Annotated in this window: 20 protein-coding genes and 2 pseudogenes; 13 read left to right on the top strand and 9 right to left on the bottom strand. The window is 59.5% G+C overall.

Annotated elements, in window-relative coordinates; all coding sequences use genetic code 11:
* Complete coding sequence (locus PU724_RS27425; RefSeq protein ID WP_354424523.1) at positions 1-1,290, top strand: amino acid ABC transporter permease; 1,290 nt, start codon at positions 1-3, stop codon at positions 1,288-1,290.
* A gap of 5 nt (positions 1,291-1,295) precedes the next feature.
* Positions 1,296-2,087, top strand: a complete 792-nt coding sequence (locus PU724_RS27420) for an amino acid ABC transporter ATP-binding protein (protein WP_426213691.1) — start codon at positions 1,296-1,298, stop codon at positions 2,085-2,087.
* A gap of 197 nt (positions 2,088-2,284) precedes the next feature.
* Here the strand turns inward: PU724_RS27420 and PU724_RS27415 are convergent, their stop codons facing one another.
* A complete protein-coding gene (locus tag PU724_RS27415) occupies positions 2,285-2,623 on the bottom strand; it encodes a carboxymuconolactone decarboxylase family protein (protein WP_040971503.1) in 339 nt (112 codons plus the stop codon).
* A gap of 485 nt (positions 2,624-3,108) precedes the next feature.
* On the opposite strand from PU724_RS27415, the gene PU724_RS27410 reads away from it, so the two are divergent.
* The 5 genes from PU724_RS27410 to larB are packed head-to-tail and all read left to right on the top strand — an operon-like array spanning position 3,109 to position 8,162.
* Positions 3,109-4,845: a hypothetical protein gene (locus PU724_RS27410; protein ID WP_354424527.1), complete on the top strand. Its 1,737-nt coding sequence runs from the start codon at positions 3,109-3,111 to the stop codon at positions 4,843-4,845.
* On the top strand, positions 4,845-5,375 hold the full coding sequence (gene larC2 / locus PU724_RS27405) for a nickel pincer cofactor biosynthesis protein LarC2 (protein ID WP_354424529.1): 531 nt from the start codon (positions 4,845-4,847) through the stop codon (positions 5,373-5,375). Before PU724_RS27410 ends, larC2 begins: the two co-directional genes overlap by 1 nt.
* Positions 5,376-5,390: 15 nt before the next feature.
* A complete protein-coding gene (gene larC, locus PU724_RS27400; protein ID WP_354424530.1) occupies positions 5,391-6,692 on the top strand; it encodes a nickel pincer cofactor biosynthesis protein LarC in 1,302 nt (433 codons plus the stop codon).
* Positions 6,679-7,485, top strand: coding sequence for an ATP-dependent sacrificial sulfur transferase LarE (larE, locus tag PU724_RS27395; protein ID WP_354424532.1), 807 nt, complete (start codon positions 6,679-6,681; stop codon positions 7,483-7,485). The genes larC and larE overlap by 14 nt, the downstream gene beginning before the upstream one ends.
* Positions 7,482-8,162 (top strand): nickel pincer cofactor biosynthesis protein LarB, encoded by a 681-nt coding sequence (gene larB, locus PU724_RS27390; RefSeq protein WP_354424534.1) that lies wholly within the window; start codon positions 7,482-7,484, stop codon positions 8,160-8,162. Before larE ends, larB begins: the two co-directional genes overlap by 4 nt.
* A 1,237-nt stretch (positions 8,163-9,399) precedes the next feature.
* On the opposite strand, the gene PU724_RS27385 is transcribed toward larB, so the two are convergent.
* A complete protein-coding gene (locus tag PU724_RS27385; protein WP_354424536.1) occupies positions 9,400-9,537 on the bottom strand; it encodes a hypothetical protein in 138 nt (45 codons plus the stop codon).
* 369 nt (positions 9,538-9,906) lie between these two features.
* Between PU724_RS27385 and PU724_RS27380 the strand changes: the two are divergent.
* A pseudogene (locus PU724_RS27380) lies at positions 9,907-10,369 on the top strand (Ros/MucR family transcriptional regulator).
* Between the two features lie 160 nt (positions 10,370-10,529).
* On the opposite strand, the gene PU724_RS27375 reads toward PU724_RS27380, so the two are convergent.
* Positions 10,530-10,745: a cold-shock protein gene (locus PU724_RS27375; RefSeq protein WP_354424648.1), complete on the bottom strand. Its 216-nt coding sequence runs from the start codon at positions 10,743-10,745 to the stop codon at positions 10,530-10,532.
* Positions 10,746-10,749: 4 nt separating this feature from the next.
* Positions 10,750-11,050, bottom strand: a pseudogene (locus PU724_RS27370) (MFS transporter); the annotation flags it as partial.
* A 675-nt stretch (positions 11,051-11,725) separates the two neighbouring features.
* Here PU724_RS27370 and PU724_RS27365 point away from each other — a divergent pair.
* Positions 11,726-12,547, top strand: coding sequence for an aspartate/glutamate racemase family protein (locus PU724_RS27365; protein ID WP_426213690.1), 822 nt, complete (start codon positions 11,726-11,728; stop codon positions 12,545-12,547).
* Positions 12,544-13,431 carry a reverse transcriptase domain-containing protein gene (locus tag PU724_RS27360; RefSeq protein WP_354424542.1) on the top strand — a complete coding sequence of 296 codons (888 nt, stop codon included), beginning with the start codon at positions 12,544-12,546 and terminating at the stop codon, positions 13,429-13,431. The genes PU724_RS27365 and PU724_RS27360 overlap by 4 nt, the downstream gene beginning before the upstream one ends.
* Before the next feature lie 104 nt (positions 13,432-13,535).
* On the opposite strand, the gene PU724_RS27355 is transcribed toward PU724_RS27360, so the two are convergent.
* The 5 genes from PU724_RS27355 to PU724_RS27335 form a co-directional block, all read right to left on the bottom strand.
* A complete protein-coding gene (locus PU724_RS27355) occupies positions 13,536-14,180 on the bottom strand; it encodes an RES family NAD+ phosphorylase (protein WP_354424544.1) in 645 nt (214 codons plus the stop codon).
* Entirely contained in the window at positions 14,177-14,782 is a 606-nt protein-coding gene (locus tag PU724_RS27350; protein ID WP_354424545.1) for a DNA-binding protein, read from the bottom strand. Before PU724_RS27350 ends, PU724_RS27355 begins: the two co-directional genes overlap by 4 nt.
* Positions 14,783-16,405: 1,623 nt before the next feature.
* Positions 16,406-16,591 carry a hypothetical protein gene (locus PU724_RS27345; RefSeq protein WP_354417847.1) on the bottom strand — a complete coding sequence of 62 codons (186 nt, stop codon included), beginning with the start codon at positions 16,589-16,591 and terminating at the stop codon, positions 16,406-16,408.
* Between the two features lie 71 nt (positions 16,592-16,662).
* A complete protein-coding gene (locus PU724_RS27340) occupies positions 16,663-18,501 on the bottom strand; it encodes an MFS transporter (RefSeq protein ID WP_354424650.1) in 1,839 nt (612 codons plus the stop codon).
* Positions 18,502-19,173: 672 nt separating this feature from the next.
* On the bottom strand, positions 19,174-19,323 hold the full coding sequence (locus PU724_RS27335) for a hypothetical protein (protein WP_426213689.1): 150 nt from the start codon (positions 19,321-19,323) through the stop codon (positions 19,174-19,176).
* Positions 19,324-19,770: 447 nt separating this feature from the next.
* Here PU724_RS27335 and PU724_RS27330 point away from each other — a divergent pair, with 447 nt between their 5' ends.
* From PU724_RS27330 to PU724_RS27320, 3 genes are all read left to right on the top strand, one after another.
* The gene (locus tag PU724_RS27330; protein WP_354424547.1) at positions 19,771-21,216 is read left to right on the top strand and encodes a sigma-54 dependent transcriptional regulator; all 1,446 of its coding nucleotides are present in this window, start codon (positions 19,771-19,773) and stop codon (positions 21,214-21,216) included.
* A 459-nt stretch (positions 21,217-21,675) separates the two neighbouring features.
* Positions 21,676-22,638: an NADH-quinone oxidoreductase subunit B family protein gene (locus PU724_RS27325; RefSeq protein WP_354424549.1), complete on the top strand. Its 963-nt coding sequence runs from the start codon at positions 21,676-21,678 to the stop codon at positions 22,636-22,638.
* A gap of 42 nt (positions 22,639-22,680) precedes the next feature.
* The gene (locus PU724_RS27320; protein ID WP_426213688.1) at positions 22,681-24,279 is read left to right on the top strand and encodes a nickel-dependent hydrogenase large subunit; all 1,599 of its coding nucleotides are present in this window, start codon (positions 22,681-22,683) and stop codon (positions 24,277-24,279) included.
* The last annotated feature ends 131 nt before the right edge of the window (positions 24,280-24,410 follow it).

Below are 24,410 nucleotides of genomic sequence, written 5' to 3'. Positions count from 1 at the left end.
ATGAACCTGCACAACGTTTCCTGGGTGCGCCAGGAGATGGTTCTCCCTTCGGCAAGGCCGGTCGGTCAAAATGGCCCGCTGGAGTGGATGAGGAAGAACCTCTTCGATGGCTGGCTCAGCGCCGTCCTGACCTTGGCGTCGGTGACCGCGGTCGCGTGGCTCGCCATGGCCGTCGCTCCCTGGCTTGGCAATTCCATCTGGAAAGCCAAATCGCTCACCGAATGTCGGCAGCTCCTCGACGGAGCGCCAGGCGCGTGCTGGGGTGTCATTCGCGACCGTTGGCCCCAACTTCTGTTTGGCTTCTACCCTGCGGATCTTTATTGGCGCCCGGTTCTCGCCTTCGCGCTGCTGTTGGCGGCGCTGGCGCCGGTTCTGTTCCGCGTCCTGCCGTCTCGCACGCTCTGGTTCAGCGCCGTCTACCCGGGCCTTGCGTGCTGGCTCATCTGGGGCGGAAGCCTGTGGTTTCTCGTTGCCGCCTATCTCGGCTTCGCCGTCGCCGCCGCGCTGTTCGCGTCGACAGCACGCATCAGTCGAGGGCTTGGCGTGAGCATCGCCATTTTCGGAGCGCCGCTCTGGTGGATTTACGCCGTCCAGCCTTTTTCATCAGGTGCAAATGATGTCGTTCCGATCGCCCTCGAGGCTGTCCCGTCGCGCGAGATCGGCGGGTTTCTGCTGTCGATCATCATCGGCGTGACTGGCATCGCAATGTCGTTGCCGCTCGGGATCTTGCTCGCGCTTGGCCGTCGCTCGGGTTTGCCGCTTATTCAGGTGCTGAGCGTGGTGCTCATCGAATTCATTCGTGGCGTGCCGCTCATCACGCTGCTGTTCACCGCATCGCTGCTCTTGAACTACTTCCTGCCGCCCGGCACCAACTTCGACCTCATCCTGCGCGTGGTGATCATGGTCACGCTCTTTGCCAGCGCTTACATGGCCGAGGTCATCCGCGGGGGCCTGGCCGGCCTGCCGCGCGGCCAGTATGAGGCCGCGGAAGCTCTGGGGCTGGATTACTGGAAGGCCCAGCGTCTCATCATCCTGCCGCAGGCGCTCAAGATCTCCATTCCCGGGATCGTGAACTCATTCATCGGTCTGTTCAAGGACACGACGCTTGTCATGTTCATCGGCCTTCTCGACCCCATCGCCCTTGCCGCGGCCATTCGCGCCAACACGGAGTGGCAAGGGATCTACTGGGAACTCTTCATCTTCATCGGGGCTGTGTTCTTCATCTTCTGCTTCGGCATGTCGCGCTACTCGATGTATCTCGAGCGCCGGCTGAAGACGGCTCATCGTTAGGAGAAATGCGCATGACCAAGACGCTACGTGGCCTTTCGCCCGAAAACCGCCGCGGCCTCTCAGAAACGGCCGTCGAGATCACATCCATGAACAAGTGGTATGGTGATTTTCATGCGCTGCGAGACATCAATCTGACCGTGCGGCGTGGCGAGCGGATCGTCATTTGCGGACCATCCGGCTCCGGCAAATCGACGATGATCCGCTGCATCAACAGGCTCGAGGACCATCAGTCGGGCGAGATCATCGTCGACGGCATTGAGTTGACCAACGACCTCAAAAAGATCGAGGAAGTCCGTCGCGAAGTCGGGATGGTGTTCCAGCACTTCAATCTCTTTCCGCACCTGACGATCCTCGAGAACTGCATCCTCGCCCCGATCTGGGTACGCAAGGTGCCCGAAAGGAAAGCCAAAGAGATCGCGATGCACTTCCTTGAGAAGGTCAGGATACCGGATCAGGCGCATAAATACCCGGGCCAGCTCTCAGGCGGCCAGCAGCAGCGCGTGGCGATTGCGCGCTCTCTATGTATGAAGCCACGCATCATGCTGTTCGATGAGCCGACATCGGCTCTCGATCCAGAGATGATCAAGGAAGTGCTCGATACGATGATCACGCTCGCCGAAGAGGGCATGACGATGCTCTGCGTGACTCACGAAATGGGTTTTGCCCAGGCGGTGGCCGACCGTGTGATCTTCATGGATCAGGGCCAGATCGTGGAGCAGAACGAACCGAAGGCATTCTTCAGCGCGCCGCAATCGGAACGCACGCGCACCTTCCTCGGGCAGATCCTGGGCCACTGACCAAGCCGTCAGCGAGGTGGAGCACCGGCGGCAAGGAGCGAGCGGGCGACCTAGGATCCGCAGCAGAGAGATCACCAGCCTTCCCCAAGAGAGGGAGAAGGCCTCCTGCACTGCGAGATAGAGGGTGATGCGCGCTTGGGTGCTGGCGGAGAAGGATCGTATGCGCCCTTCCCCGCCTTGTTTGCGTGCTGAGGCTATCAGCCGTTAGCGGTGTCGAAGGCATCCAGTACGCGCGAGGAATAGACCAGAGCCGCTCCCGCGTTCAAAGCGATCGCCACGCCAAGCGCTTCAGCGATTTCCTCGCGCGTTGCGCCAACTTTTGCAGCTTCGGCGGTGTGGCTCGCAATGCAGCCGTCGCAGCGTGTCGTGACCGCGACGGCAAGCGCGATCAACTCGCGGGTCTTGGCGTCCAGCCGGGCGGTCTTGTTGCCTGCACCACCGAGCGCCCGAACCCCCTCCAGGGTGGCGGGGGACAGTTGCCCCAGCTCACTCACCCGCGACGACAGTTGCTTCCGGTATTTCGCCCACTCGAGCATTCGAAACTTCTCCATGAAATCGGGACTGGTGATCAGGCAATACGCGAGCAAACAAGCGAGGTATCACCTGAATCCGCCGCATGCATATCCAAGAAGCTTCATGAGCAGAAATGGCACCTTCTCACGCAATCATGAGCACGCGTCATCCGATCGGGCGCTTCGCATCTGCGCTCACAGGCGCCTTGTTGCCCTGGCCGAAGCCGTTATGAAGAGTACTCATGAACTCATGAAATATTGCCGTTTATCGATCATAACACCGCCGTGCTATTTCTTTCGCCAGCGCCGCCGCCATGACGCGGCACCAACCTTGCGGCATGTCAACGCCCGGCAGGCGAACGCTTTTCGCTACGAAAACGGCGGCCCGACCGGTTCGAATTACAAGCTTTCGAAAGACCGAGAAAGCCACTCGTCTGGCCGCCACAGGGAGAGACCAAGTAATGACGAATGCGTCTGCACAACGGGAAAGGGTCATCTTGGCGTCGGTTATGGCTGCCAATGCCAATCCCGGCTGGCTGACCAGCGACCGCGTCGAGGCACTGACCGGCGGGCACGGGATGCTCAACATTCCGGTCGTTGCTGCATGCAACGTGATCGCCGCTGAACTTCGTCGTGGCGTAAGCCCGGAGGTCAAATTTGCCGACGCTGTGCGTCAGCCCATCGACGACCTCCTGGCAAAGAGCATCGCTGTTGCAAAGGCAGCGGGCGCCGACGGAGCAAATGCGGCCTTGATCGCGGCCACGCTTCTCTATCTGTGCGGCGCCAACGCACAGGTTGGCATCCCTGCAGGCAACCGCAAGCTCGGTTCTTCTGCGCGGATGATCGCGGGGGTGAGCCGCTCAGGCCTTGCGGCGGTGCCCACTGCCAAGATGAACAACAAGATCTCGGGATTCGCGGCCGTCGCTGCGGTTTACGATGCCATGATGAAGGGAGAGCTCTCGCCGATTCAAGGCAGGGACATCCCGGAAGGCGTTGGCGGCGGGGTGATGGTTGGACACGGAGCCCTCGGCGAGGATTTCATCTTTCCGGGCATGGCTGAGAAAGGCGCAGCTATCGGAACCAAGGCGATGATGGATGCCATGTCAGGTGCTGGCATGCCCAGCCAGAAATTCCTCTCCGCACTTTTCGGCGCGGCAGCGATCCTGGAGATCATCCATCCGGATGCCGACGTGGCGGAGGAGTACGGGCCTTACGGCAAGGTCACCAGTGCCTTTGTCGCCGGACGATCCGCCGTTCGTACCGCCGGCCTGCCGGAGAAGCTGCATGTGCGCATCACGGGAAAGGAAGTCGAGACTGCGAGACTGATCGGCGATCTCGGCCTGATCCTCAAGGACATCGGCGGTCCGACCGTTATCGGCATCATGGCGCTGGATGAAATCCTCTCGGTGTTCGAGGAGGGAATTTGCGGCGCGGGCGCCGGCCCGGTCAATCCTCCGCTCGGCCATGTTTGCGGCGATGCCGTCATCGCGCTGATGTGCCTGTTGCAGGACGGCTCGACGGAACAGTGCGTGGCGCGGGCTTTGCGCGATCGACGGCTCGGCTTCAGCTTCGACCCGGAGACCGCAATGGTGGCGATGAACATCGTTGCCCGAAAAGCCACCCAGATCTGCACCGGACCGGTGACCGAAGCCCTGATCCTGTCCTCCATGCCTATGGTGACCAAGGCCCTGCACGCTCGTGCGGCCCGCAGCTATGACGATCTGATGGCCGGTAAGAGCGTTGCTGAAATCGTCCGTGCGATGGACGAGGAGCGGCAGCTCCTGGTGGAGAGGCGCGGGTCGGAATTCCTCAGCAAAGCAAGGGGTACCAATATCAAGGTCCATTTCACCAGGATCGGCAAAGGTGCCAGGCGTTCGAGCAAGATGGCTGCGCGCTGGCTGGCCTTCGATCCGGCTCTCGATGCCGAAGTGACGGTCGGTGACAAGACGATTCATATGGAAGGCATCATCAACGCCGTCATTCCCGAAGTTGCGCAAGGGGTCGGCAAAGCACGCGGACCGTTCCTCACGGCGCTTGCGCCGATCGCAAGCGAGCTGCTGCTCGCTGGCAACGTAATCATGAACGTCACCATCCCTGCCGTGGTCGCAGCTGCGATGGGCAGGATGAATGCTTCCGATGCCGCTAGTGAGGCCCAATCGGCAGGTCTGATTTCCGCAGGCATTCCGGGCACGAAGGCCAAGGCGGAGGCCGCGGCGCTGGTCGCTGTCGAATCCATGGCGCTCTGATGGCAGGCGGCGTCATTCTCCTCATGGCCCAGATCGATGATGCGCCCGGCGAATTGCTCGGGCATGTCATCGACAAGATGACCGAGATGGGCGCCAAGAATGTCCAGCTCCTTTCCAGCCTAGGCAAGAAAGGTCGTCCATCCTTTGTGCTGTTGGTCGACATTAATGCTGAGGACGAGCCGGAATTCGCGTCCCTTCTGGTCGGCGATCTGGGGATTTGGGGCTACCGGGTTCTCGAATCCCAGCACAAGCACTTCGACATTCGGCGCTACAAGACGCAACTTGAACTGAAATGGGCGGGAGGCGAGGCGAGATTTCCGCTGCGCCTCAAACGCATCCTCAACGAGGGCGTGTTCATGCGTGCAAAGGCCGAACATGACGATCTTGTCGCCATATCCGCGCATATGAGAGACCTTCTGCCGGTCTCGGTGGCAGTGCTGAAGGCAGCGATTGAGACCATCGTGGGATCGAATGAGCCGGGCGAGACCTTGCGCGTCGATCTATCCGGTCTGCAGCTAGTGGATCGATGAAGGATGGCAGGCCCGATGCATATTCACCTTGATGTCCTGGGCGGCATTGCCGGCGACATGTTCGTCGCTGCGATGCTGGACGCTTGGCCCGATCTGGCTGAAATCGTGCACCAAAACGTTCGTCTTGCCGGTCTGAAAGACGACGTGGAGGCTATGGTGCGGCCGTATGACGACGGCGTGCTGACCGGCAGCCGCTTCGATGTCACGAAGATGGGCTCCGAACAGGAGGCTGCCCGACCTCATGCCGGTCAGCATGCTCACGGGCACACACACGGGCATGCCCATGAACGTGACGATCACGACGAGGCACGCGGCCAACATAACCATGAGGACGTCCGAAACGAACACCACCATCACACCCATTGGCGCGATCTTCGTGCGATGCTCGAGGCAAGCTGCTTGGGCGAGGCTGTTAAGCGCGCAGCCACCACGATTTTCCATGAGCTCGCCCTGGCCGAAGCTGTTGTGCATGGCAGCCATGTGGATGACGTAGCCTTTCATGAAGTCGGCAACTGGGATTCAATTGCAGACATCGTGGCCGCTGCGACACTGATCGAGGCAGTGGGCGAGGCAAGCTGGTCCGTAGGATTGCTTCCGCTCGGACGCGGTTGGGTGGAGACTGACCATGGTCGGCTCCCCGTTCCGGCTCCTGCCACCACTCTCCTGCTGCGCGGGTTCGCCTTTCATGACGACGGACGTGTTGGCGAACGCATCACGCCGACGGGAGCGGCGATCCTGCGCTATCTCTCTCCCTCGACCAGTATCGGCTCCTCCCCCCTTGTGCTCGATCGCACCGGCATCGGCTTTGGCACACGGCGCCTGTCGGGCATGAGCAACGTGCTTCGCGTTCTCGCATTCAGTGATCAAGAGGCAGCGCAGGAACGGGTCGGCATCATCCAGTTCGAAATCGACGATCAGACCGGCGAGGAACTGGCCGTCGCGCTTGACAATATTCGTTCCGCCGATGGCGTCATCGACGTGACCCAGACGCCAAGCTTCGGCAAGAAGGGGCGCATGTTGGCTTCGGTTCAGGTTCTGACGCGCACCGACGCGATCGAGACGATCGCTGCCCTCTGCTTCGAACAAACCACGACGCTCGGCCTGCGCAGACGAACCGAGGCCCGCATGATCCTGCCGCGGCAGGCGATCACGACCAGCGACAGAGTAAGAGTGAAGCTTGCCGATCGACCGGGCGGGCGGACCGCCAAGGCAGAGATGGACGACGTGCAAGCCCTTCGCCAGAGCCACAAAGCCCGAGCTGAGTTGCGCTGCAGAACCGAGGCCGAGGCGCTGGAGAAAAGCCATGGCCAGGACTGAAGCGCTTCTTGCCAATCTCAACGCTGTGTTCGACAGCGCTCGTCCCGCGGCCGTAGCGCTCTCCGGCGGGGTCGACAGCATGACTTTGGCCTTCGTGGCGCATCTCCAGTTGGGCGCGGATGTAACCATGTTCCACGCCGCGTCGGCGGCCGTGCCGGTCAGCGCGACCGAACGGGTCAGAGGCTATGCGGCGCGCCATCGCTGGGACCTGCGGGTCATCGACGCCGGAGAATTTGCCGACGAACGCTATCTCGCCAACCCTTCCAATCGTTGCTTCTTCTGCAAGTCGAATCTCTACGGCGCATTGTCGTCGCTGTCGGAAGCGCAGCTCTTTTCCGGCACGAATACGGATGACCTAAGCGATTGGCGGCCCGGTCTCAAGGCAGCCGAAGCCCGCAACGTGCGCCATCCTTTTGTCGAGGCCGGCATGTCCAAGGCCGACGTGCGGGCGATGGCGGCAGCACATGGTTTGTACGACCTCGCCGAACTGCCGTCGGCGCCTTGCCTCTCGAGCCGCATCGAGACGGCTCTCAGGATCGACCCCCAAATCCTGCGCGCCGTCGATCGGGCCGAGACGCTGATTCGGGACGAGCTCTCGCCAGAAACCGTTCGTTGCCGCGTCCGGCAGGCAGGCGTCGTTGTCGAACTGGACGAGCCTACCTTGTCGCGTCTCTCCGACAACGGCCGGGTAGAGTTGGCTCGCAAAATCTCTGAGGCTTTCGGCGTCCCACGGCTTATCCATTTCCAGGCGTACCGGCGCGGCAGCGCCTTCCTGCGGGAACAAAGCGCGTGAACGACCAGATTAAATTGGACTTCCAGCGTCCCGAGCGGCTGGGCCTCGATGAGGCCATTCTTTGCGCCCGGAAATCCGACGCGCAGCTTGCTACAATAATGAACCGGGTGCTGGAGCACGGGGTACGCTGCCTGATGACCCGTCTCGATCCCGAAGTCTTTGCCCGCATGGCGCGCACTCATCGCGAAAGGCTGGATTATGATCCCGTCTCGAGGACGGCTTACCTGAACTGGATCCCTGCTGCCGAACTGGAACCGCCCCGGATCGCGGTGGTATCGGCTGGCAGCTCGGACATGCCGCAGGCGGCCGAAGTCATGCGAACACTCACCTATCTCGGCGCCTCGACAAAGCAATTCATAGACATCGGCGTAGCCGGCCTGTGGCGGCTTATGGAACGTGTCGAGGAATTGCGAACATTCCCCGTCATCGTGGCCGTCGCCGGCATGGACGGCGCCCTTCCAAGCGTCCTGGGTGGGCTTATACCCGGCGTGATCATCTGCTTGCCCACCTCGACCGGGTATGGGGTTTCAAACGGAGGAGAAACCGCCCTTCACGCGGCGCTGGCTTCGTGCGCACCTGGACTTACGGTCGTAAACATCGACAACGGGTACGGCGCGGCATGCGCCGCGTTCCGGGCTGTTAATATCATCCGGCGAGCGGTAGAGGAAATTCTGTGATCCAATATCGCAAGCCCGCAAAGGCCAGTGGCTCCGGCCGTCGTGCGAGCCCTCCATCTTCCGATGTGGTTATCGGCAGCAAAGGTGTCGTTCTTGCAAAACGGTAAGCTCTGATTTCAGGCGCGGATGCATGTTGTAGCCGAACGGTCCCATTTGCCCCCAAGTGCGGTAGCGCTCATCGCCACCTTCATTGAAGGCGTCTGCGCCAAGCTGTCCAAAAAAACCCGAGCAGCATCGAGCGTCACGGCCTGAAGTGCAACGCCTAGCCGGCTTGTACCGGAGGACAGGCCTGCATTCCCATCGAAATACAACTGCTTTGAAAAGGTCGAAGCCAAGCCCAAAATGCTCAAAAAGAATCCTGCGTTTAGGCAGCACCGGAAGCGGCTGATTCACCATTCATTCATGATATTAGCGCACGCTCATAAGAAGACATGGTAGGTACCGCGTACATGGCTAACGCCCCAGCGCTGATCCCCCTCAGCGCTGGGGCTTTTCATTCCTGCCCAGCCCATGCGGTGTGTGAGCAAGAACGTTCCTTCGGCTGTTCGTCGTGTGCCTGACGCGTCACTGAATCTCGCTCAACGTCAAGGTAGATCGCTCATTCAACACACGAAGTCTGCTCACCCGGCATGCGCTCGTTCAATGCCGCCGCGCGTGCCCAGTCGAAGAACGCGCTTGGACAAGCATACCTGCTCGCAGGTAAGCAGAACGTACTGCGCATCGATCCTCCGGAAAGTGATAGCCCGATTGCCCTTGACGACGTGAAGCGATCGTTGCGGGAGCTTCCTCTCGTGGCGCGCAGCTTGGTTGAGGGATCAGGGCATTCGAGCCCAAGACATGTTCCTCAAGGAGGAAGTGGCGGAATTCGTTAAGTGCCCCCTTGCGTAGCCATCGGTTGATGCGGAAGCTCGCCCCGGAGGACGGCCCCGAACTGGGGGGCCGGCCGGAACTGGATCCGAACCGGGATTGCTGTGGTGCCCGTAACGTCGCCGGAAGTTGTCCGAACGCCCAACATACAGGTGCCGCTCGCCCTCACTTAAGAGGTAAACTCCTTTCATTGGCATCGGCCTCGGATATCGGCCCTGGCCCATCAGAGGCATCGAAACGAGTCGTTCGAATAAGGGACGGAGCGTTTCCACCATCTGGGCAAATTGCCTGTTCATTGGCTAGATCAAAGGCAGTGACCGGAACATGTCCCGCAACTCGTCATCTTTTGCCGGGAATTCCAAGAGTTCGCTTAGGGACGACCCTCCGTTGAAGCCGAAGCCGCGATCATCGTTTTCATCGTCCGGTCGATCGAATTCGGCGCGAGATCGTGGGGTTCTCCAGCGGCGCGAACGTCGCCGACCGGGCTCGCGCGTGCCACCTTGCTCATTGGCCAAGCCCTCCCTGTTCGTGCACGTTAGTAGGAAATTTCGCTGTGGCGCACTTGCCTTTGGAGAGTGGCAGGATCAGGGCACTGAAGGTATCGACAACGTAATGTTCGTGCGGCTGCTTCAAAGCTAAAACGAACCGTTTGGCCGGAATACCTGTCCATCCAAAACCGAAAGGACCTCAGGGGGCAAATGCATCGTTCTGCTACAAGTTTAAGCGGCGGCGATGTACCATTCGGGCGTGTATGGCTCAGGTCCCGCTTGCGGCAGACGGCGTTACGGAGACGCCTCACGCAACTTTCATTGCGTTCTGCGCCCGCCTTCATTAATGAAGCGCATCTTTGCCTACGTCATCAAATCAGGAGCACTCTGTGATAGAAGAAGTCGAGAACAATACTGACGCCCTCATCGAGCTTACCGCCGACGTCGTGTCGGCCTACGAAGTCGAACAACCCGGTCCCGGTGGGCGACCTTCCGGGTCTGATCGACCAGGTGCATGCCGCGTTGAAAGGCACGATCGGCGCCCCGGTGGCGGAGCCTGAAGCCCGCCCGCCTGCCGTTCCCATAAAAAAAATCCGTCACGCCCGACTACATCATCAGCCTGGAGGACGGAAAAAAGTTCAAATCGCTAAAGCGGCATCTTTCGACCCACTACGGCCTCACGCCTGACGAATACCGCGCCAAGTGGGCTTGCCCGCAGACTACCCGATGGTTGCGCCCAATTATGCCGCGGCTCGCTCGGCTCTGGCCAAGACCATGGGCTTGGGTAGAAAACCTGGCCAGACCGAACAGGCTGCCCCTGCAAGGAGAGGCCGCAAAAACGGCGCAGGCTGATCGGTCGTCTGATCCACAGAGGACAAAGGCGGGGGTGCCCCGCCTTCGCTGCGCAGTTCGCGGCCTGCTGCGAAAGGCCTCCGCCGATCCACGTCTCCCCAGGATTTCGTCTGCGGGCCGCCACGCTCGCCATCGGCTGCTACTGATGCGCCAGAGTCAGTCAGATTGCTTTGCTGAGACTGCCGGCTGAGGATTTCCCGGTGCGGCGGTCCTGCTCGATCTCGTATTTGATCTTTTGGCCATCAATGAGAGTTGAAAGACCCGCACGCTCCACGGCGGAAATGTGAACAAACACGTCAGCGCGACCGCCATCGGGCTGGATGAAGCCGAAACCCTTCGTGCTGTTGAACCATTTTACAGTGCCAGAAGGCGCCAGTGTCCACCCCTCGACGGCTCAAATTGTCGGCAACAGCTCCCGCGAGAATCGAGAGGAAGAACGTTGGCAATGTTTGAGGCGGCCTGTACAAGTGCGACCATTAGATCGGAAGCCGAAACCGTTGCCATCAGCCAGCCGATGGCAACGGTTTGCACCAAACGCCCCAGGTCGGCTATGCGTGTGGCAGTCCACACTGATCGAAATACTCGGTTCCGAAGGGGGGCGAGAACCGTTGAGACGGGAGGAGAGGCCAAAGCATTCCGTTCCTTACAGCCGGCGCCGTCCAAGAGAGCCAGCCGCGGCATTGTAGCTCGACTGCATTTTGGCAAGTCGTGGTTCTTCCCTATTCTTAGTCCGAAGCATCTGCGATCCGACGGCTGACGGCAGGCGTGTTTTCGTCATTTTTCGAAAAGTGTCCTGACTACAAGCAAATTTCGCAACCAAAGAAAAAATCCTTCAGGACATGGCCCGAGTCGAACCAGCCATGTCGATGTCCGGTCAAATCGTACAAGATCGCGCGACATTTGCTCGCGCTCGGCATGCCAGAATAGGCAGTCAACCATTTCGCCGAAATAGCGACACGACGTCCTATCCAACTCGATTCCAAAACGGCGCTTCCGGGAAGCGTTTTTCGGCAGAGTGGCCAGGAGATGCCCTACCCTACCCCGCTATCGACAAGCGACATCGTCTGTCGGGTTGTCGCCCCTGCTACATGGTGCCGTCTGGCCCAATTCGCCCGCGCCCCAGCTTAATATCTGATCTTAACATCAAAGCCCTGCCCAGGCCCCTTTCTGTAAACCTGGCATGATTTTGGATGCGATCGTCCTGCCTTTAACAGGTCGGATCCGCGTAGCCAGCGCGATGCCAGACGCCACGCAGATGGCGGCAGAGCAGAAAGAGAAGAGATTTTGCCATCGAGAGCACCAAAATCGAACAACCGCAGCTGCGCCAACAGATGATCTTTACCGAAGAATCTCAACATGGAACTTTTTTTGATGATCAACGACATCCGGCAACTTACTTCCAAACCGTTAGGACTATTTGGGGGACAAAAGCCACTTGGAGTGGTCGGCGGAATGGGAAGCTTTGCTACCGCCAAATTCCTGGAAGTTCTAGCTCGCAAAAGCCGAGCTGAACGAGACCAGGATCACATACCGTTTATTTGTTTATCAGCTCCCAATATCGCCGATCGTTCGAAGGCTATCGCAATCGGCAGCGACGCTCCCTTGCGGCAAATTTTGGAACGAACGTATTGGCTAGAGAAAGCCGGATGCGGAGCAATTGCTATCCCGTGCAACACCGCACATCTCTGGGCCAACGAAATTAAAGGCGCACTCTCCGTGAAGTTAATCGATATGGTGGAGATCACACGAAAAGCGATAGAGGGTTCATGCGGAAGCGAAGCACGCAACCTTCGTTCAATTTCGCTAGGAACGAGCGCCTCAATTCGAAATGGACTCTACGCTTGGCAATATGACGGCGACTTCGGTGATGAATATCGTCGCAACAACCATCACATTCAGCATACTGCCACCAAGATCATTGATGCCGTTAAGTCTGGAAACATGGCATACGCGCACAACGCTCTGGCGGCACTTATCCAATCCATAAGGTCAATCGGCTTTGACACGATTGTACTCGGTTGTAGCGAACTATCGGCTATCTGCGGGGACCTTTCGAACGACGCCGATATTATCGACCCGATTGATATTCTCGCCGACGCTTGCATTGACTGGTGGGCGACAGAAGGCCGCTCACCTCCTGACATCTCGGCCGCCCGATCGCAGGGTGAAAAACGATGACCGCGTTGGTATTGGGAAATGTCGGCTCCGACGCAATGGCACCCCCGGCTCCGCTGTTATCGGACAAGTATTTGCAAAACAATGCAGCGGAAGCCAAAAGAATGATTTGGCTCGCGGCCGGCGACGATATACTTGTCACTCCGACAACGATTTCACAGCCATTTCTGGATTATGTTAACAAGCTGAAGGGCGGGAGCAACATTGCATCACTGACGACTTCCGAGAAATCAACCAAGCGTCCGTTGCCAATCTCGAAAATGGACCTCAACGCTGGTAGCGTTTTATCCAGATCCCTGAGCTTCTTGCGTTCGGACCACATTTCATGCCTGGAGCCATATATCGCCGACGAGGTATCTTTCTCCATCGCGCGGTTTATGGGTGATATCCCCGTAACGTTTAGACATCAGAACGTTACAGCACCCCCCGAGATAACACGCAGCTTCAACGACAAAGCAATATTTCGTGAATTCGCGCTCAATCTCGGCGTGCCGATTGCAAGCGGCAGCATCTGCGGAAACGTTGTCAGCCCGATCTTGTCGAATCTCTTCATGCACTATGCATTTGATCTGTGGATGACGCGGACAAACCCTGACCTTCCATGGTGTCGATATGCGGACGATGGCCTTGTGCATTGCCGGAATGAGCAGCAGGCAGAAGCCCTCAAGGCGGAGCTTGGTGCTCGATTGTTAGCATGCGGGCTCCAAATGCACCCGACAAAGACCAAGATCGTCTATTGCAAAGACCAAAGGCGCAAAGGGGAATACCCGAATGTCGTGTTCGACTTCCTGGGGTATCATATCAGTTCCGACCGCGACGCGTGGCGCACACACAGCGAGACGAGTTCTTCTGTGGCTACACGCCTGCGGCCAGCCCAACGGCAATGAAGTCGATGCGAGCCACGATCAAAAGCTTGAACATCCCGCGGCAAACGCCGGGGTTGGGATTGAGGTCCCCTCTTGCGAGAGCACGCACCGAATAGGCGATTGGTCTATTCTGGTGGCTCGGAGACCGACTTTCCGAAGATATCAAGTACGTCCGCCACTGTCCTCAGGGTTTGCGACAAGGGAAGGGTTTCCCGGGCGGATAATCGCACGTTCGCTCGCTGGAATAGCGCAAGGCAGATTTCACTGGAGTCGTGCCGCGACTGGTAAGCCAGTCCGTCTGGCTGATCCTTGTGATCCCACAGCGCGTCGGACCAGAGACCGCAGGGCTCGTACGGGCCGGTCGAGACAGCGTTGTCTGTGCCCACCATTTGAAGACCTGCGCCATGGAGGCGCACGACACGCAACGGCCGAACGGAGACGAGACTCGTCGCAGATCGGCTCACGATATCCGTCGAAGCAACCATGAGGCGTTGCGGGTTTCGCAAGAGTGTTTCGGCCAGTGCACCACGAAGGCTCAATGCGCAATAGAGAACGCCGAAGCGGCCGCTTGCACTGTCGAAGCGGCTTGTTGGCGGCACATTTGGACCAGGACCGAAGAAGATCGGATCGAACGACGATCGGTGAACCCGGTGGAGGATCTGTCCCGCCTTTATTTCTTCGATTGGTAGCGAAATTTCTCCGAGCCAAGCAGGGGGTGGAGGCGCCACACCGGATGGGCCGCGCCGTGCGGTCCGTTTCCGAGACTTCATGCAAACCCGTCCTGCGCCTCGCCCCGCAGCAGGCGCCGGACTGCTTCCCGATTGCCAGCCTTCAAAGCCTCGATTGGAGAGTGTCCTTCAAGGGCAGAATCGGGCGCGAGTAGGAAGTCCAGCGCCACCCACGGCCCAGACGAAGCATAGGCCCGCACCACGTCTGCAATGCCGGCCGTCACGTCTGTGTTATCGAATTGGCACGTCGGATAACGCCAATCGCTTCCCTCCCGGATGGCGAGCAAAGCCTCCGCCCGCCGACGTTTGTCGACTGCCTGCCGTGAGATGCCTAGCAGGCGTCCAGCGTCTTCGGCGGACACGGTGCCACCCGCGCGCTCGATCAAAAGCTTGCGATGTTCGATATTCCTGGCAAGGGCTGGAACGAGCGGATCGAGTTCCATGACCGCCGATCCGACAACATCTAATTGGCTCAGAAGACGCGCGAGCGATCCGGCGTCGGTCGGAGCGGCGAGTGCTTCGGAGAGGGTCTTTCGCGACGCGTTTGCTGTCATGCGCTCAAGCGCTGACGTGGCACGTCGAAGAAAGGCGGCCTGCAGGGTATCGGACTTTCGAGCACTCGTGTTTGGCGCCGTGCGAGCCATAATTATCTCTTTGGTTGACCTAGGGAATATATGCAGGTGTTCGACCAACGTCAACCTAGTGATCTGGGGGTCGCAATCAAGCTCTCGAAACTGACATCGCCCCCTGCGATAGGGTATAAGCAGCGCATGTCCTCGCGCCGAAGACGGTCGGAATAGGTCCGCAGGCTCTCTATCCTGGGGACCCCAATTGGATCGGGGATCGGCGGAATTGCGCGCCGTCGTGCCCGTACCGTCGCATACCAGATCGGCCGGCTATTTTATCGTGCAACTTATGCGTCGATGGCTTCGCCGTGATTGGCGAAGAAGACACCGAAAGGGATCGAAGCGGCCCGGATGCAGGAAGGCTCATGATTGCGCCGGCGGGCGGGAGACAACCGATCCCGACGGCAACTTCCCTCAGAGCCGCTCCTGGCGTTACGCGCGAGCGCCGATCCGCACCACGAGTGTGCGAGTTCGGATTGCCGGCAGGTGTTCGTCTTATGGTAGACCAATTTCCGCCTCGTCCTAGCCGTACTCCGCCGCGTCGCGCGCCGACTCCCCGGCTCCAATTCTTGGTGCAAGGCGCGCCTCCGACTGGGTCAGGCCATAGGCCTTCTTCATCGCCCGCTCTCGCCCGTTCGACGCAACGGGTGATAGGTCGTGGACCACGAGAACCGCGCGGGCAAGGCCAAGGAAGTCCCTGGCGGTTCCGACTATCGGCAAGCAGTGTGCGACGAGAGGTGCGCCCGAGCGGCGGGTCAAGACTGCTGGCTCGAGTTTCGAACCGACCATCAAAGTGCCCTCGCATGAGCGGGAGATCAGGGCGCGAAACTCGCGATCATTAACTGGATCGACGGCATGGACATGACCCGCCCGGGACATCCAGCCGCTCCCCAAGCAGCTGTGCGCAGCCTGGCGGCATAAGCAGGACGCGCCCGGTGACGGAGAGCAATGCCATTGCCTCGCGCTGGCCTCCCAGAGTGTCCAGAGCTGACTCGCGGTCGACGACTTGAGCCGCAGGGCAAACGAGCATGTGTGGGAAAAGCCCTCCACGAGCCGGTTCAGGCGTGCCAACTCGGTCTCGGAATATGGCCCTCTTGCCCGTCCGCGATTGAGCGGGAGGATGAAATGGAGACCGGCAACTTCTCTGGGCTTAGGCGGCGCGCAGGAGAGGCGGTTTGGGCTTGAATAGTGGTGGCACCTTCATCCGCTTGCCGACAAGTGAATTCACCGCCGCTTCAGCCAGAGTCGTTGCGACGCGAAACCCGGCTTACCTCTCAGCCCCACTCTCATCAAAGCGTCACTAAGCAGCGACTAATATGCTTCGTTGGGGAAACTCGGTGACTGACGAAGACAAACCGAAGCGCCGGGAGGCATACCGCCTGGAGCGTGTGGAACACGACGGAACTGCCGTGCCAATCGCGGTTTTCTATTCGGCACGCGAGGCACTAAACATCATACCTAGCTTGAACGAGGGCTATCGGTTGACGCTTGGCGATCGGCAAGTGTGGCCTAACGAGGCTTCATTGAGGCTTCGTGATGGTGACATAAACTAAGGGCGTGGAGGGGATGATGAAGATCTTCCCGCATCTGAGCTCCCGTATAAGACCCACAGCCCGGCTTGCGCCCGGGCTTTCTTTTTCGCTATAGCTTCGGACGTATCGACCCGATGGCACTGATGATGGCATCGGCAGCCTGGCGGTCAAGCGCTATGTCCAGCAAGCCTTCCGTGGTTCGGATTGAAAGAACGCCAAGCGCGCCTGCTTCATCGCGAACCGTGCTGACATGGATTTCCGTCGGCACCAAGGGAGCGGCCTTGTCCTTACGCATCTTCGACAGCCTATGGAACGGAGATTACAGTGGCGCAAGGGTGCTTCGCTTTCAAGCGAACTTAGGTCGGTTCAGCCGGATTCTCTGATTCTCCGTCTTTCAAAAGCGAACGACATCGGCGGGGCGTTGCCCCTCGCCTGCTCTGTGTCCTGCCGGATAAAGATCAGCCGTTTGGGGTACCTGTCGGCGGTGACGGGCGCAACTCGCTTCCGATCGTGCTCGTTGTCTATCGCTCGCCGGCACACGCGACGTAGGAAGGGCTCTCCCTCATTTGTGCGATAGATATGCCATCGGAAAATGAGATTTTCGCGCAGCTCCGGCTGGGCACCGACCAGGATGTTTGTTCGGGGCGGATTTGTCGTTGCAGTGAGTCTCAGCAGTGCGTTGCCCAGTTCTCTGTCGGCCTCTGTCAGGCGATGGTGCAGCCGATGATAGTCGGTCCAGGTTGGCGTGCGAAATGACTCGACCCAGCGTGACGGCTGCTGGACGTCTCGTGTGAGTGTCCATTGCCGGGCTCCAACGCGGCTTTGGCCATAGCGGCGCTTCTGCATGATCTGGAGAAACTGATCCAGATCTTCCTCCAGAATGGTGTATTCGGTTGTGACAAGGATGGGGCCGCTCCTTGGCTTCAAATCAAGGGCGATCGACGGTGCGCAAAAGCCCCCGGCGGGTTCGAGTTCCGACTCGGAACGATTGCTGATCGGCAGCTTGAACCCAAGCGCGGCGACGCCCAGTGTGGCGACCGCGGACCATGCCATTGCGGATGGAAGCGAGTAGTTCTGGACGATCGCGCCCCAGAACCAGCTGCCGCCGGCGATCCCGCCATAGGTGAAGGCGCTGTAGACCGAGACCGTGCGTCCGACGATCCAGCGCGGGCTTGCCAGTTGCACGTTGACGCCCAGTCCGGACCATCCCGTTACCCACCCTGCCCCGCCGAGCGCAAGGCAGACTGCCGCGATGGCAAGCGAGGACGTCAGCGCAAGCGAAATCTCGCATAGAGCACAGGCCAGGCAGGCAAGGATCACCAGCCGTTCCTGCGTCAGCCTTTGTCTCAGTCTTGGGTTCATGAGCCCGGCCGCGAGTGCGCCGGCGCCGAAGCCGCCCATCATGATGCCGTAGCCGACAGGGCCGCCCTTCAGGATGTCGCGGGCAATCAGCGGCAGCAGCGCCAATGTCGAGGTGCTGGCAAACCCAAACAGCGTGCCGCGCACGATCGTCGACTTGATTTCCGAGGAGATGGCCGTGAAGCGCAGGCCATCATAGATGGCCGTCATCAGCGCTTCACGCGGCAGCGATGAGCTTTGGACATTCCACTTGTTTCGCCATAAGGCAGTGAGAGGCGCGACAAAGCCGAGGGTAGTGAGCGCGAAGGTGACAAGGGGTCCAAAGGCGGCGACGATTATGCCGCCGAGCGCAGGACCGACGCTGCGCACGGTGCTGAATCCGACATTGAGTAGCGTAATCGCCGCCGGCAGATGCCGGCGCTCCAGGATATCGCCGATCGAGGCTCGCCAGGCCGGGTCGCTGAGCGCGATGCCGCAACCGTCGAGAAAGCTGAACGTGAGAATCATCCATGGATCGTGAATGCCAAGGGCCATCAGGATCGTCAGCATTGCGGAGGCAGCCATCATGAGGCTGCGCCCGACGATCATGACCACGCGGCGGCTATAGTTGTCGGCAATGGCCCCAACGAACACAGCCAGAAAGAAGGCCGGCAAGGTCGATGAGGCCTGGACCAGCGCAACTAAAACGTCGGAGCTGGAAACCGTGGCCATAAGCCAGCCGAGCGCCACCGTTTGCATCAGCCAGCCCAGGCTCGAGATCTGGGATGCCAGAAAGATGGAACGAAAGGTCGGATTCTTCAGCGGCGCCAGCAAGCCTGGGGCGGCTTCTTCTTCGGTCGAAATCATGACGATCAATCTCTGTGCGACAAGGAGCTCAAGTCCATCGTCGCAGTTAGGATCCGATTCTGAGTGGCGTGCACCGGGAATGCGAGCTTGGATTTCTTAACGCGACTTGTGCTCAGCCGGAAGTACTTTGCTCTGAACAGTAGAGAAATTGGTGATGAACAGCGGCCAGCAGGCTCTTGCGCTGCGTCAGACCCGCTGGGTTGGCCCTTGCTCACGAGGCGGAGTCAGCGGGCCCATTGCAGCGGATTTTTGTCAAAGCACCGCCTTCACCGCTCTGAGTGAAGCAGCCCATCCTTGCTCGCGAAAGCTCATGCGTACTAAGGGTCCGGCCTTACATTGGGGGGTGTACAAAAGGATTGGAAATGCAGGTCGTCGCAGTTGAGTTGGTGGCGAAGCTCGGCGAAGAGATCGAGCGATCAAAGACCACTTGTCAGAACTGGATGAAATCAAGCTCGTGGGGCTCGATCGTCGCCTGCCAAGGAACGCCGTCCCAGGCAGCGCCGAAGCGGTCATCGTCCTGCTGGTTTATCTATAGACGAAGGCCGCAAAGGCGGAACCGACCGGCAATCCATACTGGCGCACGAATGGTCAAAGGCTCAACTGCTGCGCGCTGCGCCCTGAGGACAGAAGTTGGCGAAGCCTCCGGACCCGCGAACAACTCGTGAGGGTGCCTCAAGTGCGATACCGGCCCTCCATTTCTGGCCGACGATCCGTGAACTTGCCGTGCGCTGGTCCTGCCATCGCTCTTCTGATCGCGACATTTGCCATCGCCCCTTTCAACCGGCCGAACCTCCCGCGCGCCGGGTCGATGATGATGATCATCCCTCTGGAGATGGCCATTGTGAGCGTGACGGTCTGAGCCGCCTTGAAGTTGTGAGCTCCATCACTTTACGCGGACATGCGCTTCGAAAAAACGACAGAAGATGCACAAAACGCCTGTTTTGACGTAAAGCTTTTCAGCAACCCTCGAAAATGCGAAACGGCAGCTGCTCCTGCTCGTGAAGACCCGCCCTAAGCCGCATCGGGCTGCATGTGCGATCCCCCTGACGCAGATTTGTGCAAATGAAGGTCTTAGGAAAGAAGCTGAACCGCTTGTCCTTTTCCTGAAAACAATTTCACCGCCTGTTCAGTCAAGCGCCGCATGGCCATGTCTCCTGTCAAAAAATATACGCGGTTTTCAGTTTTCAACCAAGGACAGCCACGGCCTGCAAACGTTGCGCCGGAGACGGCAAGCTGCTAATCAAGTAGACATTTTGGAAACATGGTTTCATGGACTATTCTGGCACGGTCGTCATTGTTGCTCGTCCAGGCAGCGAGTGGGCCGAGAGCCTTGAGGCGCTGTCGAAACGGTACGCATATCGGGTCTTGCCGGTCGGCAGTCCGGCTGAGGCACTGACGGCAATGAGCAGCATTCATGTCGATCTGGCGGTCGCGGAGGATCGACAAGGTGAAACCGTAGGTCTTGGTTTCCTCACCCGGCTGCGGGTGTCTCACCCGGACATCATGCGCGTCTATGTGGCACAGGCGCCCGCGTCAGTGTCTTACCAAGCCCTTGCTAAGGCAGCGATTTATCAGTTCCTTCTGACACCTCTCGACCCGGTGCAGCTCGGACTGGTCGTTGAGCGGGCCTTGGAGGCGCGTGAACTTCATCGCCGGCACCGTATTCTGTCCCGGGAATTCAAGATTTCGGGAGCCCTGATGTTCGGTGAGCGCCGTGATCCCGTGTTGAGGCCGGAAAGCCATCAGTTCGAAAAACTCGTCTATGCAAGCGAAAAAATGGCAGAGATGTGCGATCTGGCGCGGCAGGCAGCTGCGACCGAACTGCCCATCCTGATCGAGGGCGAGACCGGTACTGGCAAGGAGTTGCTTGCGCGCGCCATCCACTACAATTCACCCAGGCGCGCAAGCCCGCTCCTTGTCCAGAACTGTGGGATGCCGGACGAATTGCTCCAGTCGGAACTGTTCGGCCACAAGCGCGGCGCGTTCACCGGGGCGATTTCGGACCGGCTCGGCCTGTTTCGGGCTGCCGATGCAGGAACGGTCTTCCTAGATGAGATCTCAGATGTGTCGCCATCCTTTCAGCTCAGCCTGCTGCGCTTTCTCCAAGAAGGCGAGGTCAAGCCCCTGGGTGCCGACAAGGTCATCCACTGCAACGTCCGCATTATCGCCGCATCAAACAAGCCGCTGCAGGACCTCGTCGTGCAGGGCAAGTTCCGTCAGGACCTTTATTTCCGGCTGAAGGGCTTCGAGTTCGAGGTGCCGCCGCTGCGCGATCGTCCAGAAGATATCGGGCCGTTGGCGGAGTTTTTTGCCGCCAAGCATGCCGATGCAATGGGCCGCAAGGTTCTTGGTATCACCGCCAACACACTCGAGAAGCTGGCGCTGTGCAGCTTTCCCGGCAACGTGCGCGAACTGGAAAACGAAATTCGCCGCATGGTCGCGCTAACCAAGGATGGTGAATACATCACTACCCGCAACATGGCGCCATCGCTGCTCGCGACCGCCTCTGCCCGCAAGCAGGGCGACGGCTTAAGGGGCTTTGTGCCCGAAGGCACTACGCTTAAGGACCAGGTGGAGAGTCTCGAAAAGCAGATCGTGGGGCGCGCGCTTATACGAAACCACTGGAACCAAAGCCGCACCGCGGCCGAGCTCGGTTTGTCGCGCGTGGGCCTTGCCAACAAGATCAAGCGCTACAGTCTAAATGAAAACGGTTGAGAGGCATCCATGAGCACCGAAGACCCGAAGATCAGGGCACGACCGTCCTGTGCTTTCCGCAGTCGCGTGTGTTGCCACCCGGGCACGCCGAGCCGACGCGATATCTGGCAGTGGGCGCCGCCAATGTAGTCGGCGCCCCGGAGCATCGGACAACGGGCCATTGGTGCAGCCGCTGCAGAGGTATCTGGTACGGCTATCTTCTCGAGGTCGCGTGCCCGGGATGCGGCAACCGTCACGGGTGAGCGGCGAAAGAGGGAAGCCGGGCCAATAAACGAACTTTCCACCTGCCAAGTTAGTTTGCACATCAGCGAAGAAGAATGTTGCACCGCAAAACACAGCTGGTTTCCTTAAGCCGCTGAGGATTTTCTTTGCGCGCCCTGAATTGGCATGTTGCTTGCAATTTCGCTTTCGTAGACGCGCTGCACCTATCGGTCAGCGGCGTAGCGAAGGAGGAAATTCATGGCCAATCTTCTATGGCTCCAGGGCGGAGCCTGCGCGGGCAATACGATGTCGTTCCTCAATGCGGAGGAGCCAAGTGCCTGCGATCTCGTCACCGATTTCGGCATCAACGTGCTCTGGCATCCGTCGCTAGGACTGGAGCTCGGAGATAATTTCAAGAAGCTTCTGAACGCGCTGACCTCCGGCCAGATGCCGCTCGACATCTTCGTCTTCGAAGGCACGGTCGTGAACGCTCCCAACGGCACTGGTGAATGGAACCGTTTCGCCGGGCGCCCTATGCGCGACTGGGTAAGCGACCTTTGCAAAGTGGCCAATTTCGTCGTCGCTGTGGGCGACTGCGCGACCTGGGGCGGCATACCGGCAACGGCGCCGAACCCCTCCGAGAGCCAGGGCCTTCAATTCCTGAAGCGCAGCCAAGGCGGTTTCCTTGGCAAGGACTACAAGTCGAAGGCCGGTCTGCCCGTGATCAATATCCCGGGCTGCCCCGCTCATGCGGACTGGATCACGCAAATTGTCGTTGCGGTCGCGACCGGGCGCGCGGGCGATCTCAGCCTTGACGAGTTCCAGCGTCCGAAGACCTTCTTCACCTCCTTTACCCAAACTGGCTGCACCCGCAACATGCACTTCGCCTACAAGGTGTCGGCCACCGAGTTCGGCCAGCGCAAGGGCTGCCTCTTTTATAACCTGGGCTGCCGTGGCCCGATGGCCCATTCGCCGTGTAATCGCGTGCTGTGGAACCGGCAATCCTCCAAGACGCGCGCCGGCATGCCCTGCATTGGCTGCACCGAGCCGGAATTCCCGTTCTTCGATCTGGCACCAGGCACCGTGTTCAAGACGCAGACGGTTATGGGGGTCCCGAAGGACATGCCCTCCGGCGTCGACAAGACCGGCTACATCAAGCTAACCGCCGCCGCTAAGGCCGCTTCGCCGCGCTGGGCCGAAGAAGACATCTTCGTCGTCTAAAGCGCGCTTTCCCGAACCCGATCGACAAAGGTCAAAGACATTATGTCCGCTGCAGTTCAAACACTTGATATTTCGCCCGTCGGCCGCGTTGAGGGAGATCTCGACGTGCGCGTCGACATCCAGAATGGCGTTGTGGTCAACGCCTGGACGCAAGCCGAGCTCTTCCGCGGCTTTGAGGTGATCCTGCGCGACAAGGATCCGCAGGCGGGGCTCGTTGTTACCCCTCGCGCCTGCGGCATCTGCGGCGCCTCCCACCTAACCTGCGCGGCCTGGGCGCTCGACACTGCGTGGAAGGCCGAGGTGCCTCGTAACGCGATCCTTGCCCGCAATCTGGGGCAGATCGTGGAAAGCCTGCAGAGCCTGCCCAGGCATCACTACGGTCTGTTTATGATCGACTACACGCACAAGAACTACTCCCATTCGAAATACTATGAGGAAGCCGTCAAGCGCTGGTCGCCATTCACGGGGACCAATTATGAACTCGGCGTGACGATCTCCGGTCGCCCGGTCGAAATCTATGCGCTGCTCGGCGGGCAGTGGCCGCATTCGAGTTATATGGTGCCAGGCGGCGTCATGTGTGCGCCGACACTGACGGATGTGACCCGAGCCTGGTCGATTCTGGAGCATTTTCGCCGCAACTGGATGGAGCCGGTCTGGCTCGGCTGCTCCTTCGAGCGCTATGAGCAGATCCAGTCCTACGACGACTTCATGGCCTGGCTGGATGAGCGGCCAGAACATGCCAATTCGGATCTTGGCATGTTCTGGCGCATGAGCCTCGATGTCGGCGTCGACAAATACGGCAAGGGGCATGGCAAGTACGTCTCTTGGGGCTATTTGCCCCATGAGGACAGGTACAACCGTCCCACGATTGAGGGCCGCAACTCCGCGGTCCTTATGAAGAGCGGCGTCTATGACGGCGCGAACGACACGCACAAGCTGATGGACCAGGTCTATACGCGCGAAGACCTCAGGCATGCCTGGTACGACGAGCCGGGCGGAATGCATCCGTTCGAGCGCGTGACCAAGCCAGTCGGCAAGAATCCGGTCGATTATGACGAGCAGTATTCGTGGTCGGTTGCCGTGCGCCACGACCAGAACGGACGGCTCGAAGCAGGTCCGTTGGCGCGCCAGCTGATCGCCGGCGGCACGCATGGCGAAAGCTGGCAGCACTATGATCCGTTGGTGCTGGACATGTACAAGAAACTTGGGGGCGCGAGCGTGATGTTGCGCCACTTCGCGCGCATGCATGAAGGGGTCAAGCTATATCGGCAAGCCGAACACGCACTCAGGGAATTCCGGTTGAATGATCCTTGGTATGTCAAACCGACCGAAAAGGACGGCAAAGGGTGGGGTGCAACAGAAGCCATTCGCGGGGCGCTTTGCCATTGGATCGAGGTGCAGGGCGGCAAGATCAAGAACTATCAGATCATTGCGCCCACGACATGGAACGTGGGGCCGCGCTCCGATGGCGGCGAACTCGGCCCGATCGAACAGGCGCTGATTGGAACGCCAATTGCGGATATGAACGACCCTGTGGAGGTCGGACATGTCTGTCGCTCGTATGATTCTTGCCTTGTGTGCACCGTACACGCTCACGACGCCAATACTGGCGAGGAGCTTGCCCGTTTCCGCACGGCATAGATATCTGCCGGTTCTACGACGCTGCCCGATCGTCTGCACCAGCTGGCGATCGCCCGCTCTCCAAATGTCGGGACGGTAGCCGATGAACAATGAGCAACAGCACGCCCTGCTGCGCAAGATGACTGACGCAG

The sequence above is a fragment of the Mesorhizobium abyssinicae genome, assembly GCF_049887195.1.
Taxonomy (GTDB): domain Bacteria; phylum Pseudomonadota; class Alphaproteobacteria; order Rhizobiales; family Rhizobiaceae; genus Mesorhizobium; species Mesorhizobium abyssinicae.
This window is presented reverse-complemented; position numbering and strand designations above follow the sequence as displayed.